Origin of the sequence: Streptomyces mesophilus, assembly GCF_040300965.1 — a bacterium.
Taxonomy (GTDB): domain Bacteria; phylum Actinomycetota; class Actinomycetes; order Streptomycetales; family Streptomycetaceae; genus Streptomyces; species Streptomyces mesophilus_A.
In genome coordinates, this window is record NZ_JBEPEW010000015.1 from 74,536 (window position 1) to 89,511 (window position 14,976).

The window sequence follows — 14,976 nt, forward strand, 5'->3', positions numbered from 1 at the left end:
CGGGCGCCCAGCCCGCGGCCCGTCCGAAAAGAGCACTCTCGGCCGGAAAATCGTTTGCCCCGGCCCGCGTCCGACAGGGAACCTTGCACGTTCCCTTCCCCCGCGGTCCCCTGCGCGGCCGCCCTCCCATCCGCTTGCCGAGCTCTGGACATCATGCAGATCAGTGACCTTCCGTACCCCGACCCGGGTGTGCCCGACGCACGCTCCGGATCCCGATTCCTGCTGTGGCTCGGGCGGAACCAGATCGGCGGCCAGTTCCGATCCTTCGCCTGGGGTCTGCTGCACTTCTCGTCCGTGATGGGCCTGGCGTTCGCGGTGGGCTACGCCGTGCAGGCGGTCGTCGACCGCGACGGCGGCAGACTCGCCCTCGCGGGCGGGTTCCTCGCCTTGGCGGGCGCGGCCATCGCGCTCGGCGACACGATGCTGCACCGCACCGCCGTCACCAACTGGATCACTGCCGCGGCCCGTGTCCAGCAGCTGCTCGCCCGCAAGACCGCCGAACTCGGCTCCGCCCTGACCCGGCGCGTGGCGGCCGGTGAAGTGGTCGCGGTGTCGACCGGTGATGTCGAGAAGATCGGCTGGTTCGTGGAGGCGCTGTCGCGTTTCCTTGCGGCCGCCATGACCGTCGTCCTGGTGTGTGTCGCGCTGGCCGTGTACCAGCCCGCGCTGGCTCTGGTCGTCGTGATCGGCGTCCCGGTGCTCGCACTCGGGGTGATCCCGCTGCTGCCGAGGGCCACCAAACTCGCGGACGTCCAGCGTGAGAAGGCGGGTCGGGCCACCGAGTTGGCCGCCGACACGGTCGCGGGTCTGCGGGTGCTGCGCGGCATCGGCGGCGAGGAGCTGTTCCTCACGCGGTATCGCGAGGCCTCTCAGGAGGTGCGGCGGGCGGCCGTGCGCAGTGCGCGGATGTGGGCGTGGATCAGCGCTGTCCAGGTGCTGCTTCCCGGACTGCTGCTGGTCGCCGTGATCTGGTACGGCATCGGACTCGTCCGTGACGGCCGGATCCAGGTCGGCGAACTGGTCACGGTCTACAGCGCGGTGATGCTCCTGATGTACCCGCTGCGGCACTTCGAGGAGATCGCCATGGCGTACTCCTTCTCGCGCCCCTCGGCCCGCCGGGCGGCGCGGGTGCTTTCCATCGAGCGGTCGATGGACGGCAGCGGGAAGCTCGAGCACACCGCGCCCGAGGGCGACTTGTACGACCCGGTGACCGGGCTGCTCGCTCCGGCCGGCCGGCTGACCGCCGTGGTGTGCGGGGATCCGGACGAGGCGGGTCGTCTTGCCGAACGGCTCGGCGGCCACCCCTCCCTTGACGAACCGGTCGCCTCCGTACGGCTGGGCGGGATCCCGCTCGACGAGCTGCCCCTCGCTTCGGCCCGTGCGGCCGTGCTGGTCCAGGACAAGGACCCGGTGCTGCTGTCGGGCACGCTCAGTGAGCTGCTCGATGTGCCGGCCTCCGGCAAGGTCACGCCGGAGGAGGCGCTGGCGGCGGCCGAGTGCGCGGATGTGCTCGAGGCGCTGACCCAGGCCGCTCTCGACGAGGACCCGATGCAGGCGCCGATCACCGAACGCGGCCGGTCGCTCTCCGGCGGACAGCGCCAACGGCTCGCCCTGGCGCGCTCGTTGGTGACCGATCCGGAGGTGCTCGTGCTCGACGAGCCGACCTCCGCGGTCGACTCGCACACCGAAGCGCGGATCTCCGACGGTCTGCGCGCCCTGCGCCAGGGCCGTACGACGGTGGTCCTGACCTCGTCGCCGCTGCTGCTCGACCGCGCCGAACGGGTCGTCCTCGTGCACGACGGCGAGGTCGCGGCCGTCGGACTCCATCGCGACCTGGTGCACAACGAGCCCCGCTATCGCGCGATCGTCACACGCGAGACCGAGGAAGAGCAGGCCGCCGAGGCGGCGTACGCCCAGACGTACGCACATGAGACATACGCACACGAGACTTATGAAACGGAGGAGTCGGCATGATCGGCGTAGCGCCCCCGGCCTACGATCCGGCGGCCCCGCGCAGCGCGAACACGCTGCCGGTGGGTTCCACGGCGACCGTGCGCGGCTATGTCCGCGAGCTGTTCGGCCGCCACCGGAAGGCCTTCACGCTGCTGATCGTCGTGAACACGGCCGCCGTGCTCGCCTCTCTGGTCGGGCCCTCGCTGCTCGGCTCGCTGGTCGAGCGCGCCTCCGAAGGTGCGGCTGCGGATCTCCATCTCGAGCGCACCGTCGGGCTGTTCGTCGTGGCCCTCCTCGCCCAGGCCTTCTTCGTGCGTCTCGTTCGGCTGCGCGGGGCGATGCTCGGTGAGCGGATGCTGGCCGATCTGCGCGAGGACTTCCTCGTACGCTCCGTGGGCCTGCCTCCGGGTGTACTCGAACGGGCGGGCACCGGCGACCTGTTGTCGCGCATCACCACCGACATCGACCGGCTGGCGAACGCGATGCGGGAGGCCGTGCCGCAGCTCACGATCGGTGTGGTGTGGGTGGTGCTGCTGCTCGGCGGGCTCGCTGTCACCGCGCCGCCGCTGGCACCGGCCGTGCTGATCGCTGTGCCGCTGCTCGTGGTGGGGTGCCGCTGGTACTTCAAACGGGCGCCCTCCGCGTACCGCTCGGAAGCGGCCGGCTATGCGGCTGTGGCCGCGGTGCTCGCGGAGACCGTGGACGCGGGCCGTACCGTCGAGGCGCACCGGCTCGGCACCGAGCGGATCGCCTTGTCGGACCGGCGTGTTCGGGAGTGGACCCAGTGGGAGCGGTACACGCTCTTCCTGCGCTCGGTGCTCTTCCCCGTCATCAACGTCACGCACACGACCGTGCTCGCCTCGACGCTGATGGTCGGCGGTGTCTTCGTACTGCAGGGCTGGATCAACGTCGGACAGCTCACCACCGGCGCGTTGATCGCGCAGATGATGGTCGAACCGGTCGGCCTGATCCTGCGCTGGTACGACGAGTTGCAGGTCGCCCAGGTCTCGCTGGCCCGGCTCGTGGGCGTACGGGAGATCGAACCCGGAGCGGGTGACGAGTCCGTACGTCCCGAGGGCCGGCAGGTCGAGGCGGCGGATGTGCACTTCGGGTACCGGGCCGGGGTGGACGTCCTGCGTGAGGTATCGCTCGGGGTACGTCCCGGCACCCGGCTCGCGCTGGTCGGCCCGTCCGGTGCGGGCAAGTCGACGCTCGGCCGGCTCCTCGCCGGGATCTACGCCCCGCGCACGGGGCAGGTGACGCTCGGCGCGGCGGAGCTGTCGCGGATGACGGCGGAGCGGGTACGGGAGCATGTGGCCCTGGTGAACCAGGAGCACCACGTGTTCGTCGGGTCCCTGCGCGACAACCTGCGCCTCGCCCGCTCGGGTGCCGAGGACGCCGAGCTGTGGGCGGCGCTCGGTGCCGTCGACGCCGACGGGTGGGCGCGGGCGCTGTCCGACGGGCTCGACACGGAGGTGGGCTCGGGTGGGTTCACGCTCACCCCGGCGCAGGCACAGCAGATCGCGCTGGCCCGGCTCGTCCTGGCCGACCCGCACACGCTGGTGCTCGACGAGGCGACCTCGCTGCTCGATCCGCGGGCCGCGCGGCATCTGGAGCGCTCGCTGGCGCGGGTGCTCGACGGCCGTACGGTCGTGGCGATCGCCCACCGGCTGCATACCGCGCACGACGCGGATGTGATCGCGGTGGTCGAGCGGGGGCGCATCAGTGAGCTCGGCAGTCATGACGAGTTGGTGGCGGCGGATGGGGCGTATGCGGCGTTGTGGAGGTCGTGGCACGGGTGAGAGTGGGTTCGGTGGGGTGGGGTGGGGTGGGACGGGCCGGCTCGGCTCTTTATCGGGTGCGGCTCGTTGTCGGGTGGGTCGCGGGTGAGGCTCGTTGTCGGGTGCGGCTCGCTGGTGGGTGCGGGTGGGTGGCGCCTGCGGCGGGCCCTCTCCCCGCCCCGCCCCTTCCCGAAACCGGGGCTTCGCCCCGGGCCCCGGCATCCGAACTTCGTTCGGATCTGCTCAATCGCCGCAGGGGCTGAGTGGCCGGACCAGGTGGATTGCCGGACCGGCTGGGTTGGCTGGACCGACGGGTTGGCAGGGCCGGGTCAGATGTACCCCAGCGCCGCCGCCCCGCCCACCCCGCCGAGCAGCATGAACGCCGGCATGAGGAGCTTCAGCTCCACCCAGCTGCCCGCGCGGAAGCGCATCAGCTTCGGGGGGCCCACCGGGTACCAGCGCTTGCCGGCGATGGGGAGGGGCCAGAACATCGGGCAGCCCGAGACCGTGAGCGCGTCGCCGATGGTGTGGACGACCGCGCCGAGCAGCACCGGCAGGCCCAGCCACAGGTACTCCTGGCCGTCGCCGGTGAACAGCCAGTCCGCGCCGTTGCCCGGCTGGTCGAGGACACCCGCGAGGATCCAGGCGCTGGTCGCGCCGAGCAGCCAGACCAGGACGTCGCTGGACATCCGGGCCGCCTTCCACAGCAGCCCTTCCACGGCGAGGACAAGGTGGACGAAGAGGATGCCGAGGACCGCCCAGCGCCCGCCGAGGACCGCGAGGGCCGAGAAGCCGACGCCGATCATGACCGCCCAGAGCCAGGTGTGGGTCAGCGTGCGGTGGCCTCCGGTGCGGCGCGCGTCGGCGCGGGACTTCGTGGCCTTGTAGACCCCGTACGAGATCTTGTCGACGATCCCGCAGAGCGCCTTGGAGAGCGGTCCGAAGGCCCGGGAGATCGTCGCCGACTTGTGGTCGAGGTCGGGGGCGAGCGCCGCGCCCGCGCAGATGAGCGCGCCGACGAGCAGAACCGGCCAGGGCATGGCGTGGTCCGCGGCCGCCGCTGCCGCTCCCACCCCCAGCCACGCCGCCGCGCCGGACAGTGAGTGTGCCGGACCCATCATGGCCGCTACCCGCCCCATTTCTGTTGTACGTATGCCCAGTTGACGCCTCGGGCGGCCACGCAGTTGCGGTACGCCGTGCCCCGGCTGGCTGCACAGCGTAGCGGTCATGATCTTCGTACGGACGGCCGATTCCCCTTACGGAGGACCGGGCAGGCAAGATGGGGGCGTGACCCTTATCGATCAGCTGCCGCCGGAAGCCGACCCCGACGCCCTCTACGAAGCCTTCGAAGGCTGGGCCCAGGAACGCGGCATCACCCTCTATCCCCACCAGGAGGAGGCGCTGATCGAGGTCGTGTCCGGGGCGAACGTGATCGTTTCCACCCCGACGGGATCCGGAAAGTCCATGATCGCGGCGGCGGCGCACTTCGCCGCGCTCGCGCGCGACGAGGTCACCTTCTACACCGCTCCGATCAAGGCGCTGGTCTCGGAGAAGTTCTTCGAGCTCTGCAAGATCTTCGGAACGGAGAACGTCGGCATGCTGACGGGCGACGCGTCCGTCAACGCCGACGCACCCGTCATCTGCTGCACCGCCGAGGTGCTCGCCTCCATCGCGCTGCGCGACGGCAAGGCCGCGGATGTCGGCCAGGTGGTCATGGACGAGTTCCACTTCTACGCCGAGGCCGACCGCGGCTGGGCCTGGCAGATCCCGATCCTCGAGCTGCCGCAGGCGCAGTTCATCCTGATGTCGGCCACGCTCGGCGATGTCTCGATGTTCGAGAAGGACCTCACGCGCCGTACCGGCCGTCCCACTTCGGTGGTCAGCTCGGCGACGCGCCCGGTGCCGCTGTCGTACGAGTACCGGCTCACGCCGATCACCGAGACGCTCACCGAGCTCCTGGACACCAAGCAGGCGCCCGTCTACATCGTGCACTTCACGCAGGCGCAGGCCGTCGAGCGTGCACAGTCGCTGATGAGCATCAACATGTGCACGCGCGAGGAGAAGGACCAGATCGCCGAGCTGATCGGCAACTTCCGCTTCACCACCAAGTTCGGCCGCAATCTCTCGCGTTACGTCCGGCACGGCATCGGTGTGCACCACGCCGGCATGCTGCCCAAGTACCGGCGCCTGGTCGAGAAGCTCGCGCAGGCCGGTCTGCTGAAGGTCATCTGCGGTACGGACACCCTCGGCGTCGGCGTCAACGTGCCGATCCGCACAGTGTTGTTCACGGCCCTCACCAAGTACGACGGCACACGGGTGCGCACCCTGCGGGCCCGCGAGTTCCACCAGATCGCGGGTCGCGCCGGACGCGCGGGCTTCGACACCGCGGGCTTCGTGGTGGCGCAGGCGCCCGAGCACGTCATCGAGAACGAGAAGGCGCTCTCCAAGGCGGGCGACGACCCCAAGAAGCGCCGCAAGGTCGTCCGCAAGAAGGCCCCGGAGGGTTTCGTAGCCTGGTCGGACACCACCTTCGAGAAGCTGATCGCCTCCGAGCCGGAGCCGCTGACCTCCCGCTTCCGGGTCACCAACATCATGCTGCTCTCGGTGATCGCCCGGCCGGGTGACGCCTTCAAGGCGATGCGGCACCTCCTCGAGGACAACCACGAGCCGCGCAAGGCGCAGTTGCGGCACATCCGCCGCGCCATCGCCATCTACCGCTCGCTCCTCGACGGTGGCGTCGTGGAGCAGCTGGACACACCCGACGCCGAGGGCCGCACGATCCGGCTCACCGTCGACCTCCAGCAGGACTTCGCCCTCAACCAGCCCCTGTCGACCTTCGCGCTCGCCGCGTTCGACCTTCTGGAGCCGGAGTCGCCTTCGTACGCGCTCGACATGGTCTCCGTGGTCGAGTCGACCCTCGACGATCCGCGCCAGATCCTCGCCGCCATGACGAACAAGGCGCGCGGCGAGGCGGTCGGCCAGATGAAGGCGGACGGCGTCGAGTACGAGGAGCGGATGGAGCGGCTCCAGGACATCTCGTACCCGAAGCCCCTGGAAGAGCTCCTGTGGCACGCGTACAACCTCTACAAGAGGTCGCACCCCTGGGTGGCCGACCACCCGGTCTCCCCCAAGTCGGTCATCCGCGACATGTACGAACGCGCCCTGACCTTCACGGAGTTCACCTCCTGGTACGAGCTGGCCCGCACCGAGGGCATCGTGCTTCGCTACCTCGCCAGCGCCTACAAGGCCCTTGAGCACACCATCCCGGACGACCTCAAGTCCGAGGACCTCGAGGACCTGATCGCCTGGCTCGGCGAGATGGTGCGCCAGGTCGACTCCAGCCTGCTCGACGAGTGGGAGCAGCTCGCCAACCCCGAGGTGATGACCGCCGAGGAGGCCCAGGAGAAGGCCGACCAGGTCAAGCCCGTCACGCACAACGCGCGGGCCTTCCGAGTCCTGGTCCGCAACGCGATGTTCCGCCGCGTCGAACTCGCCGCGCTCGACAACGTATCCGCGCTCGGCGAACTGGACGCGGACGCCGGCTGGGACGCGGACGCGTGGGGCGAGGCGATGGACAAGTACTGGGACGAGTACGACGAGCTCGGCACCGGACCCGACGCGCGCGGTCCGAAGCTGCTGCAGATCGAGGAGCGTCCCGAGGACGGGCTCTGGCGCGTCCGGCAGACCTTCGCCGACCCGAACGGCGACCATGACTGGGGCATCAGCGCCGAGGTCGACCTCACGGCGTCCGACGCGGAGGGCCTCGCGGTCGTCCGCGTCACCGACGTCGGCCAGCTGTAGCCCCCTGACCTTTTGTGACCACCGGAGAACACCACCGATGACCAACCCCGCCGAACGTCTCGTCGATCTGCTCGACCTGGAGCAGATCGAGGTCAACATCTTCCGCGGCGTGAGCCCCGACGAGTCCCTGCAGCGGGTCTTCGGCGGGCAGGTGGCCGGCCAGGCCCTGGTCGCCGCCGGCCGCACCACGGACGGGGACCGTCCGGTGCACTCGCTGCACGCGTACTTCCTGCGCCCGGGCCGTCCCGGGGTGCCGATCGTGTACCAGGTGGAGCGGGTGCGCGACGGGCGCTCCTTCACCACGCGCAGGGTCACCGCCGTCCAGCAGGGCCGCACGATCTTCAACCTCACGGCCTCCTTCCACCAGCCGGAGGAGGGCCCGTTCGAGCACCAGCTGCCGCCGCGCCTGGACGCCCCGGCCCCGGAGACGCTGCCGAGCGTCGCCGACGAGATCCGTGAACATCTGGGCGCGCTGCCCGAGCAGTTGGAGCGGATGGCGCGCCGCCAGCCCTTCGACATCCGGTATGTCGACCGGCTGCGCTGGTCGGCCGACGAGGTCCAGGGAGCCGAGCCGCGCAGCGCGGTGTGGATGCGGGCCGTCGGGCCGCTGGGCGACGATCCGCTGGTGCACACCTGCGCGTTGACGTACGCGAGTGACATGACCCTCCTCGATGCGGTGCGTATTCCGGTCGAGCCGCTGTGGGGGCGGCGCGGTTTCGACATGGCCTCCCTCGACCACGCGATGTGGTTCCACCGCCCGTTCCGTACGGACGAGTGGTTCCTGTACGACCAGGAGTCCCCGATCGCGACGGGCGGCCGCGGGCTTGCGCGCGGCCGGATCTACGACCGCGAGGGACGGCTGCTCGTATCGGTGGTGCAGGAAGGGCTGTTCCGTACCTGGGCGCCCAAGCCGGGGGCTTGATCGCGACGGTGGAGGGCCCTGTACGGTGCACGTCATGAGCACCGAACAGGGTCCCGCCGGTCGCGACCAACAGCTTTCGACCGCCGTGCGGTTGCGTGAGGCGGGGCGCCGGGCGGAGGCGCGCGAGATCCTCGTCGCGCTCGCCGAGCGTTTCCCGCAGGACGTCGAAGTGGCCTACCAGACCGCATGGGTGCACGACGCGCTCGGGCTCGAGGCCGAGGCCGTGCCGTACTACCTCACGGCCACCTCGGCGCCCGGTCTCTCGCCTCAGGAGCGGGCCGGCGCGCTGCTCGGGCTCGGATCCACCTACCGCGCCCTCGGCCGCTACCCGGAGTCGGTGGCCACCCTGGAGGCGGCCTGCGCGGAGTTCCCCGAGGACACCGCGCTGCGCGCCTTCCTCGCGATGGCGCTCCACAACAGCGGCCGCGGCAAGGAAGGGATGGAGATCCTCCTCAAGCTCCTGGCCGCCACTTCCGGCGACCCGCGGATCTCCGCCTACCGGCCGGCCTTCGAGGAGTACGCCAAGGATCTCGACGCCACTTTCTGAGCCGCTCGGTCCTTGGCCACCTCCTGAGACGCCCGCCCCAGCGCGCACCACCTGAGACACCCGGCCCCGGGGCACCACAGCTCGGACGTCCTCAGCTCCCCACCCGCACCTCGTCCCGCACCTCCTCCCGCGCCACGGAGACCGCCAGCGCGAGGAGCACCCGGTACCCATGGATCTCCTCCGGTACTCCGGCGCACATCATGTGTTCCGCGAGCAGCTCGCCCGGTGACGGCACGGCGCCGGGGCGAGCCGAAGTCGGCTCATGGCGGAGCCGGTTGAGGAGGGCGCGATCGTGCGGGTCGGCCACCACCTCGGCCACATCGGCCGGGTCGAGGAATGAGGCGGTGACCGCGGCCCGCTCCCAGGGGCCCTGTGCGTGGCCGAGCAGATGCTGGTGCATACGGTCCCGCCAGCTCGCCGGCCGCAGGTCCTCTCCGCCGCGCAGCCTGCGGCTCATCGGCTCGGGCGCGCGGCCGACGAGCAGGTCCGGGTGGGCGGCGCCGAACTCCCGCACCTCATCGGCGAAATAGAGCCAGACCACCGAGCGGTAGCGGTTCAGCTGGAACCGGGCGGGGGCGAGCAGGCCCGCTCTGGCGATGCGGGTGAAACGGTCCTTGGCGATGCCGAGCAGCTCGGCGGCCTCGGCCGTGCCGGCCAGCCGGACCTGATTGCTCAGCGTGACAGAGAAGCCTTCCCTCGCCTGCAGCCGGTCCAACTCTCCCCTGGTGACGTGGCGTGGCCCGCCACCTGGCGCGTGCACGGTGGTGACGAGTCCGCGCAGCACCGCGAGCTCGAACTCCCCGCGGGTGAGCAGCAGTTCCCTGGCGGCCAGGTGGGCCGGGAAGGTCTCTTCGTGGAGGGCGGGCTGCGACGCCGAGTCGTCAACCAGCGGGTGAAGCACGGCAGTTGTGTCGATGACGGTCATGATGATCTCCCCCGTGAGCGCGAATGATCTCGTTACTCTCGGTGAAGAAGGTAGCCCGATCGGCGACCGGCCGTGCGAGCCTGTGGATAACTTTGAAACGCGCAGGTCACACCGCGTTCAGTGGCCTCAGAGATCTGCCGCGGGGGTCCGGCTCGGCTGTCGGGCCTCCACTCCCAGGTGCTCGCCGACCCGGTTCACGAGCAGGGTCATCTCGTACGCGACCTGGCCGATGTCAGCCTCCGCCGAGCTGAGGACGCACAGACAGCTGCCCTCACCCGCGGCCATCACGTACAGCACGGCATCGTCGAACTCGATCAGGGTCTGACGCACCTTGCCCGAGCCGAAGTGCCGCCCTGACCCCTTGGCCAGGCTGTGCAGTCCGGAGGAGACCGCCGCCAGATGCTCGGCGTCCTCGCGGACGAGTCCGCTGCTGGTCCCGGTGACCAGGCCGTCGTTCGACAGCACCAGTCCGTGCCGTACATGGTCGACCCGCTTGGTCAAGTCGTCGAGCAGCCATCCCAGTCCCGTGCCCTCTGCCATAACGAGCCCCTCCCCCTAGTGCAGTTCGCCGCCAGCCTTCCCCAGAGATGTCGCAGCGGCAAGCGATGATGGGGATATGGCACAGAAGATGACCGACGAACAGTGGCGCGCCTTTGTTTCGCAGGGCACGCGCACCGGGAAGCTCTCCACCGTCCGCGCCGACGGCTCGCCGCACATCGCGCCGATCTGGTTCGTGCTCGACGGGGACGACCTGGTGTTCAACACCGGCAAGGAGACCGTAAAGGGCCGCAATCTGGCGCGCGACGGGCGGGTGGCGCTGTGTGTGGACGACGACCGGCCGCCGTTCGCGTTCGCCGTGATCCAGGGTGAGGCGCAGATCAGCGAGGAGCTCGACGAGGTGCGGCACTGGGCGACCCGGATCGCCGCGCGTTACATGGGCGAGGACAGGGCCGAGGAGTTCGGCGCACGCAACGGCGTCCCGGGCGAGCTCCTCGTACGCGTGAAGATCACGAAGGTGCTCGCCCAGGGCGCCGTATCCGACTAGGACCCAGCGCTCACCCCACCGAGTCGAGCAGCCGGGCGGTGTGCATCCGCCCGGCGTACTCGACGAGGCGTATCAGGACCTCCTTCCCCGAGTCACGGTCACGGGCGTCGCACAGCACGACCGGCGTACCCCGGTCGAGGTCAAGGGCGCGGGAGACGTCCTGAGCGCCGTAGGAACGCGCCCCCGCGAAGCAGTTCACGGCCACCACGAAGGGGATGCGGCGGTGCTCGAAGTAGTCCACCGCGGGGAAGCAGTCCTCCAGCCGCCGGGTGTCCGCGAGGACGACGGCGCCGAGCGCGCCCTGGGAGAGTTCGTCCCACAGGAACCAGAAGCGGTCCTGGCCCGGCGTGCCGAAGAGGTAGAGGGAGAGGCCGCTGCGGATGGTGATGCGGCCGAAGTCCATGGCGACCGTGGTGGTCGTCTTCTGGGCGACGGCGCCCAAGTCGTCGACGGACTCGCCGAGTTCGCTGAGCTGTTCCTCGGTACGCAGCGGACGTATCTCGCTGACGGCACCGACCAGGGTGGTCTTGCCCACCCCGAATCCCCCCGCGACCAGGATCTTCAGCGCCAGCGCGGTGGTATCGGCGCCGGCGCCTTCAGAGTGCTCGGAGGCCATCGATCACTTCTCTCAGGATCTTTTCGTCGGGTAGCTGTGCGGGCGGCACCGGACGGGTCACCCTGACGACGCCCAGTTCGAGCAGGTCGCCCAGGAGCACACGGACGACACCGACCGGGAGGTCGGCGTCCGCGGCCAGTTCGGCGACCGACTGGGTTTCGGTGCGGCACAGTTCGATCAGTGCGCGGTGCTCCGGACCGAGCGCGGTGTCGTCGCCGAGCTCGGGCGCCGCGGTGTCCAGACTGACCAGCGCGATCAGATCGAAGCGCACCCCGCTCGGGCCGGGGCTGGTGCGCCCGCCGGTCATGGCGTACGGGCGGACCAGCGGTCCCGCTTCGGCGTCGTACCACTGGGCCCCGGGTTCGGGTGGCTCGGTGTCGCCCCGTAGTTTCCTCATGGCGACCGCCCCCGCTCAGCCCGCGGCCGGCGGCTGTACGGCGAACCGCGGCGGCGTGTAGAGGTGTTCGCCGACCCGCTTCACCAGACGGGCCATCTCGTACGCGATGAGACCGATGTCGGCGGTTGCGGTGGACATGACGGCGAGGCACGAGCCGTCGCCGGCCGCGGCCACGAAGAGGAAGCCGTCGTCCATCTCGACCATGGTCTGGCGCACTGAGCCGACTCCGAAGTGCCGGCCCGCTCCCTTGGCGAGGCTGTGGAATCCGGAGGCCACGGCCGCCAGATGTTCGGCGTCCTCGCGGCGCAAGGCGCTCGAAGAGCCCACCGCCAGACCGTCGTTGGAGAGGACCACGGCGTGCCGGACCTCGCCGACGCGCAGGACGAGGTCGTCCAGGAGCCAGTCGAGTTCGCCGGAGCGCGGCGCGGTGCCGGTTCTCGGGTCCTGGATCATGCGTGGTCTCCTTCGCTGTTGCTGCCCGGCGTGCGGCTTTCGCCGGTCGTGCCCGGTGTGAAGTCGGGTGTGCTCTCGGACCTGCGACCTGCGGGGCGGCCCCCTCCTCCTCTGGTCCAGCCCTCGCGGTAGGCGGTCATCCGGTCCCTCACCTGCTCCGGGGTGCGCTCGTCGGTGTGCTGCGCCTGGGCGGGTGGTTCGGGTGCCTCGGCGGCGGGTTCCTCGCGCAGCTGGGGCGCGAGGCTCGCCTGGCGCACCCGGCGCGGAAGGTCGGCCGTGGTGTCGCCGTTCGGCGACGGTTCGGCGGGTACGGCTACGGCCTCGCGCTGCGGAGTCCGCTCCTCTCCATTGCGGGTGTGCAGCCGCAGGGTGGTGACACCGCGCGGGGCGGGTGCTTCGGGCATGGCCGCGAGGGCGGGCCGCGGACCGGGCACCGGTCCGGCCGTACCGACCTCGCGCAGGGGTCCGGCGCCCGGCACGCGTGCGTGCTCGGCGGCGGGTTCGATCTCTTCGGGTGCGGGCCGTTTGCCGCCCTTGGGCAGGGAGTCCTGCAGCAGCGCGGTCGGCAGCAGGATGACGGCGGTGGTGCCTCCGTACGGTGAGGTCCGCAGATGGACCTTGATGCCGTGGCGGGCCGCGAGCCGGCTCACCACGAACAGGCCGAGCCGGTCGCTGTCGAACAGGTCGAGTGCTTCGGACTGTTCGATCCGGCGGTTGGCCTCGGCGAGGCGCTCCTTGCCCATGCCGAGTCCGCGGTCCTCGACTTCGAGCGCGTAGCCGTTGCCGACGGGCTCGCCGTTGACCCGCACCTTGGTGTGCGGAGGGCTGAACGAGGCGGCGTTCTCGACGAGTTCGGCGAGCAGATGGGTGAGGTCGGCGACCGCGGCGCCGACGACGGCGCTCTCGGGCAGCTGCCGCACCTCGACGCGCGCGTAGTCCTCGACTTCGGAGACCGCGGCCCGTACGACATTGGTGAGCGAGACCGGCATGCGCCAGGCACGTCCGGGGGCGGCTCCGGAGAGGATGATCAGGGACTCGGCGTGCCGCCGCATACGGGTGGTGAGGTGGTCGAGCCGGAACAGGTCGCTCAGCTCGTTGGGGTCCTCGGCCCGCCGCTCCATGGAGTCGAGCAGGTTGAGCTGGCGGTGCACCAGGACCTGGCTGCGGCGGGCGAGGTTCACGAAGACGCCCGAGATGCCGCTGGCGAGTTCGGCGCGCTCGATGGCCGCGCTGAGTGCGGCGCGGTGCACGGTGCCGAGGGATTCGGAGACCTGTCCGATCTCGTCCTGGGCGGGCGGTCCCGGCGGCGCCTCGGCGTGGATGTCGATCTCTTCGCCCGCCCTCAACCGGCGCATGGCGCTGGGAAGTTTACGGCGGGCGATCTCCAGGGCCGTGTTGCGCAGACTGACCAGCTCGACGACGAGGGCGCGGCCGATCCGTACCGAGATCACCAACGAGGCCGACACGGCGATGAGTCCGAGCAGCACGGCGGCGCCGGCAGGAGTAAGGATTCCGCGGGCGAACGGGTCGGCGCGGTCGGCGGCGCGCTGCCCGGCGTCGGTCTCGATCCCGCGGAGTTCGTTCTGGACCTCCGCGTGGGCCTTGTCCCAGACGCCCGCGTCGATGGCCTCGGCCGCCTTGCGGCCGGGGGCCGCGGACAGGACCTCGTCCTCGACCGCGAGGACATCCGCGTAGGCGCTGCTCTTCTCCAGCTCGCGCCAGGCGGAACGTTCCTCGCCGCGCAGATCCTGGACGGTGGAGCCGAGGAGGGTGCGGCGGGTCTCGACGGCGCCGATGAAGCTCTGCAGCCGCGCGCCTTCGAGGGTCTTGGCCAGTTGGGCGGTGGAGAGCAGCGCGTCCTCGCGGGCGAGCATCTCGCCGGCCCGGGAGAATTCGAGCACCACGCGTGCGTCGGATCCGACTTCGGCATCCTGGACGCCGGTCAGCGCACCGCCGACGGTGAACGCCTTCCCGATGGTCTCGGTGTACTTGTCGTACGCCTCGTCCCAACCCGTGCGCCGGTCAAGGACGTTGGTGCGCAGGCCGGCGAGCTGGTCCGCGCCGTCCACGAAGACGCCGAGCCGCTCGGCGACGCCCGCGGGGAAGTCCGCGCCGTCGGCGACGGTGTGGTCCTTGCCGAGGCGGAGCTTGTCGAGCGCCTTGTCCGTCTGCTCGGCCTGGCCGCGGAGTTCATCGGCCCGCGAGGTGTCCGGACGGGCCGCGTAGGCCACGGCGGCGGCGCGCTCGTCCTGGAGCTCGGCGACGGCGGCGGCCACGGGGGTACGGACCTGCTCGTCGACTCGCTGCAGCTGGCTGAGCCGGCTGACGTCCTGGGCCGTGGTCACGGTGGCGTACGCCCACAGGGCGATCAGCGAGACGACCGGGACCATGAGGAGGCAGACGATCTTCGCCCGGACGCGCCGTGGCCGCAGCTGCCAGATGGGGCCGCGCTCGGGCGGCTCGGGTATGTCGGCCTGCGCCGTGGGGCCTTCGTCAGGCTGTTCGTCGGCGGGCGGTCCCGCGTGGGCGCGGCGGC

13 protein-coding genes are annotated in these 14,976 nt (G+C 70.8%); 6 read left to right on the forward strand and 7 right to left on the reverse strand.

Annotation, left to right across the window (positions count from 1 at the left end):
• The first annotated feature begins 153 nt into the window (after positions 1–153).
• Complete coding sequence (locus ABT367_RS08585) at positions 154–1,974, forward strand: ABC transporter ATP-binding protein (RefSeq protein WP_352250946.1); 1,821 nt, start codon at positions 154–156, stop codon at positions 1,972–1,974.
• A complete protein-coding gene (locus ABT367_RS08590; RefSeq protein ID WP_352250948.1) occupies positions 1,971–3,755 on the forward strand; it encodes an ABC transporter ATP-binding protein in 1,785 nt (594 codons plus the stop codon). Before ABT367_RS08585 ends, ABT367_RS08590 begins: the two co-directional genes overlap by 4 nt.
• A 308-nt stretch (positions 3,756–4,063) precedes the next feature.
• Here the strand turns inward: ABT367_RS08590 and ABT367_RS08595 are convergent, their stop codons facing one another.
• Positions 4,064–4,855 (reverse strand): metal-dependent hydrolase, encoded by a 792-nt coding sequence (locus ABT367_RS08595; protein WP_352250950.1) that lies wholly within the window; start codon positions 4,853–4,855, stop codon positions 4,064–4,066.
• Between the two features lie 106 nt (positions 4,856–4,961).
• On the opposite strand from ABT367_RS08595, the gene ABT367_RS08600 reads away from it, so the two are divergent.
• The 3 genes from ABT367_RS08600 to ABT367_RS08610 are packed head-to-tail and all read left to right on the forward strand — an operon-like array spanning position 4,962 to position 9,004.
• On the forward strand, positions 4,962–7,535 hold the full coding sequence (locus ABT367_RS08600) for a DEAD/DEAH box helicase (RefSeq protein WP_352250952.1): 2,574 nt from the start codon (positions 4,962–4,964) through the stop codon (positions 7,533–7,535).
• 37 nt (positions 7,536–7,572) lie between these two features.
• The gene (locus ABT367_RS08605; RefSeq protein WP_352250954.1) at positions 7,573–8,457 is read left to right on the forward strand and encodes an acyl-CoA thioesterase; all 885 of its coding nucleotides are present in this window, start codon (positions 7,573–7,575) and stop codon (positions 8,455–8,457) included.
• A 34-nt stretch (positions 8,458–8,491) separates the two neighbouring features.
• Positions 8,492–9,004 (forward strand): tetratricopeptide repeat protein, encoded by a 513-nt coding sequence (locus ABT367_RS08610; protein ID WP_352250956.1) that lies wholly within the window; start codon positions 8,492–8,494, stop codon positions 9,002–9,004.
• 91 nt (positions 9,005–9,095) lie between these two features.
• Here the strand turns inward: ABT367_RS08610 and ABT367_RS08615 are convergent, their stop codons facing one another.
• Both ABT367_RS08615 and ABT367_RS08620 read right to left on the reverse strand, forming a co-directional pair.
• Entirely contained in the window at positions 9,096–9,929 is an 834-nt protein-coding gene (locus tag ABT367_RS08615; RefSeq protein ID WP_352250958.1) for a DUF6397 family protein, read from the reverse strand.
• Between the two features lie 126 nt (positions 9,930–10,055).
• On the reverse strand, positions 10,056–10,469 hold the full coding sequence (locus tag ABT367_RS08620; RefSeq protein WP_199549386.1) for a roadblock/LC7 domain-containing protein: 414 nt from the start codon (positions 10,467–10,469) through the stop codon (positions 10,056–10,058).
• 76 nt (positions 10,470–10,545) lie between these two features.
• Here ABT367_RS08620 and ABT367_RS08625 point away from each other — a divergent pair, with 76 nt between their 5' ends.
• The gene (locus ABT367_RS08625; RefSeq protein WP_199549385.1) at positions 10,546–10,974 is read left to right on the forward strand and encodes a PPOX class F420-dependent oxidoreductase; all 429 of its coding nucleotides are present in this window, start codon (positions 10,546–10,548) and stop codon (positions 10,972–10,974) included.
• 10 nt (positions 10,975–10,984) lie between these two features.
• Here the strand turns inward: ABT367_RS08625 and ABT367_RS08630 are convergent, their stop codons facing one another.
• The 4 genes from ABT367_RS08630 to ABT367_RS08645 all read right to left on the reverse strand — a co-directional run.
• Positions 10,985–11,590: a GTP-binding protein gene (locus tag ABT367_RS08630; RefSeq protein ID WP_352250960.1), complete on the reverse strand. Its 606-nt coding sequence runs from the start codon at positions 11,588–11,590 to the stop codon at positions 10,985–10,987.
• Positions 11,571–11,987 carry a DUF742 domain-containing protein gene (locus ABT367_RS08635; RefSeq protein WP_165331860.1) on the reverse strand — a complete coding sequence of 139 codons (417 nt, stop codon included), beginning with the start codon at positions 11,985–11,987 and terminating at the stop codon, positions 11,571–11,573. Before ABT367_RS08635 ends, ABT367_RS08630 begins: the two co-directional genes overlap by 20 nt.
• A gap of 15 nt (positions 11,988–12,002) precedes the next feature.
• Positions 12,003–12,440 carry a roadblock/LC7 domain-containing protein gene (locus ABT367_RS08640; protein WP_165331861.1) on the reverse strand — a complete coding sequence of 146 codons (438 nt, stop codon included), beginning with the start codon at positions 12,438–12,440 and terminating at the stop codon, positions 12,003–12,005.
• Positions 12,437–14,976: sensor histidine kinase (locus ABT367_RS08645; protein ID WP_352250962.1), on the reverse strand; the 2,540-nt coding region annotated here is incomplete at its 5' end. The genes ABT367_RS08645 and ABT367_RS08640, both read right to left, overlap by 4 nt.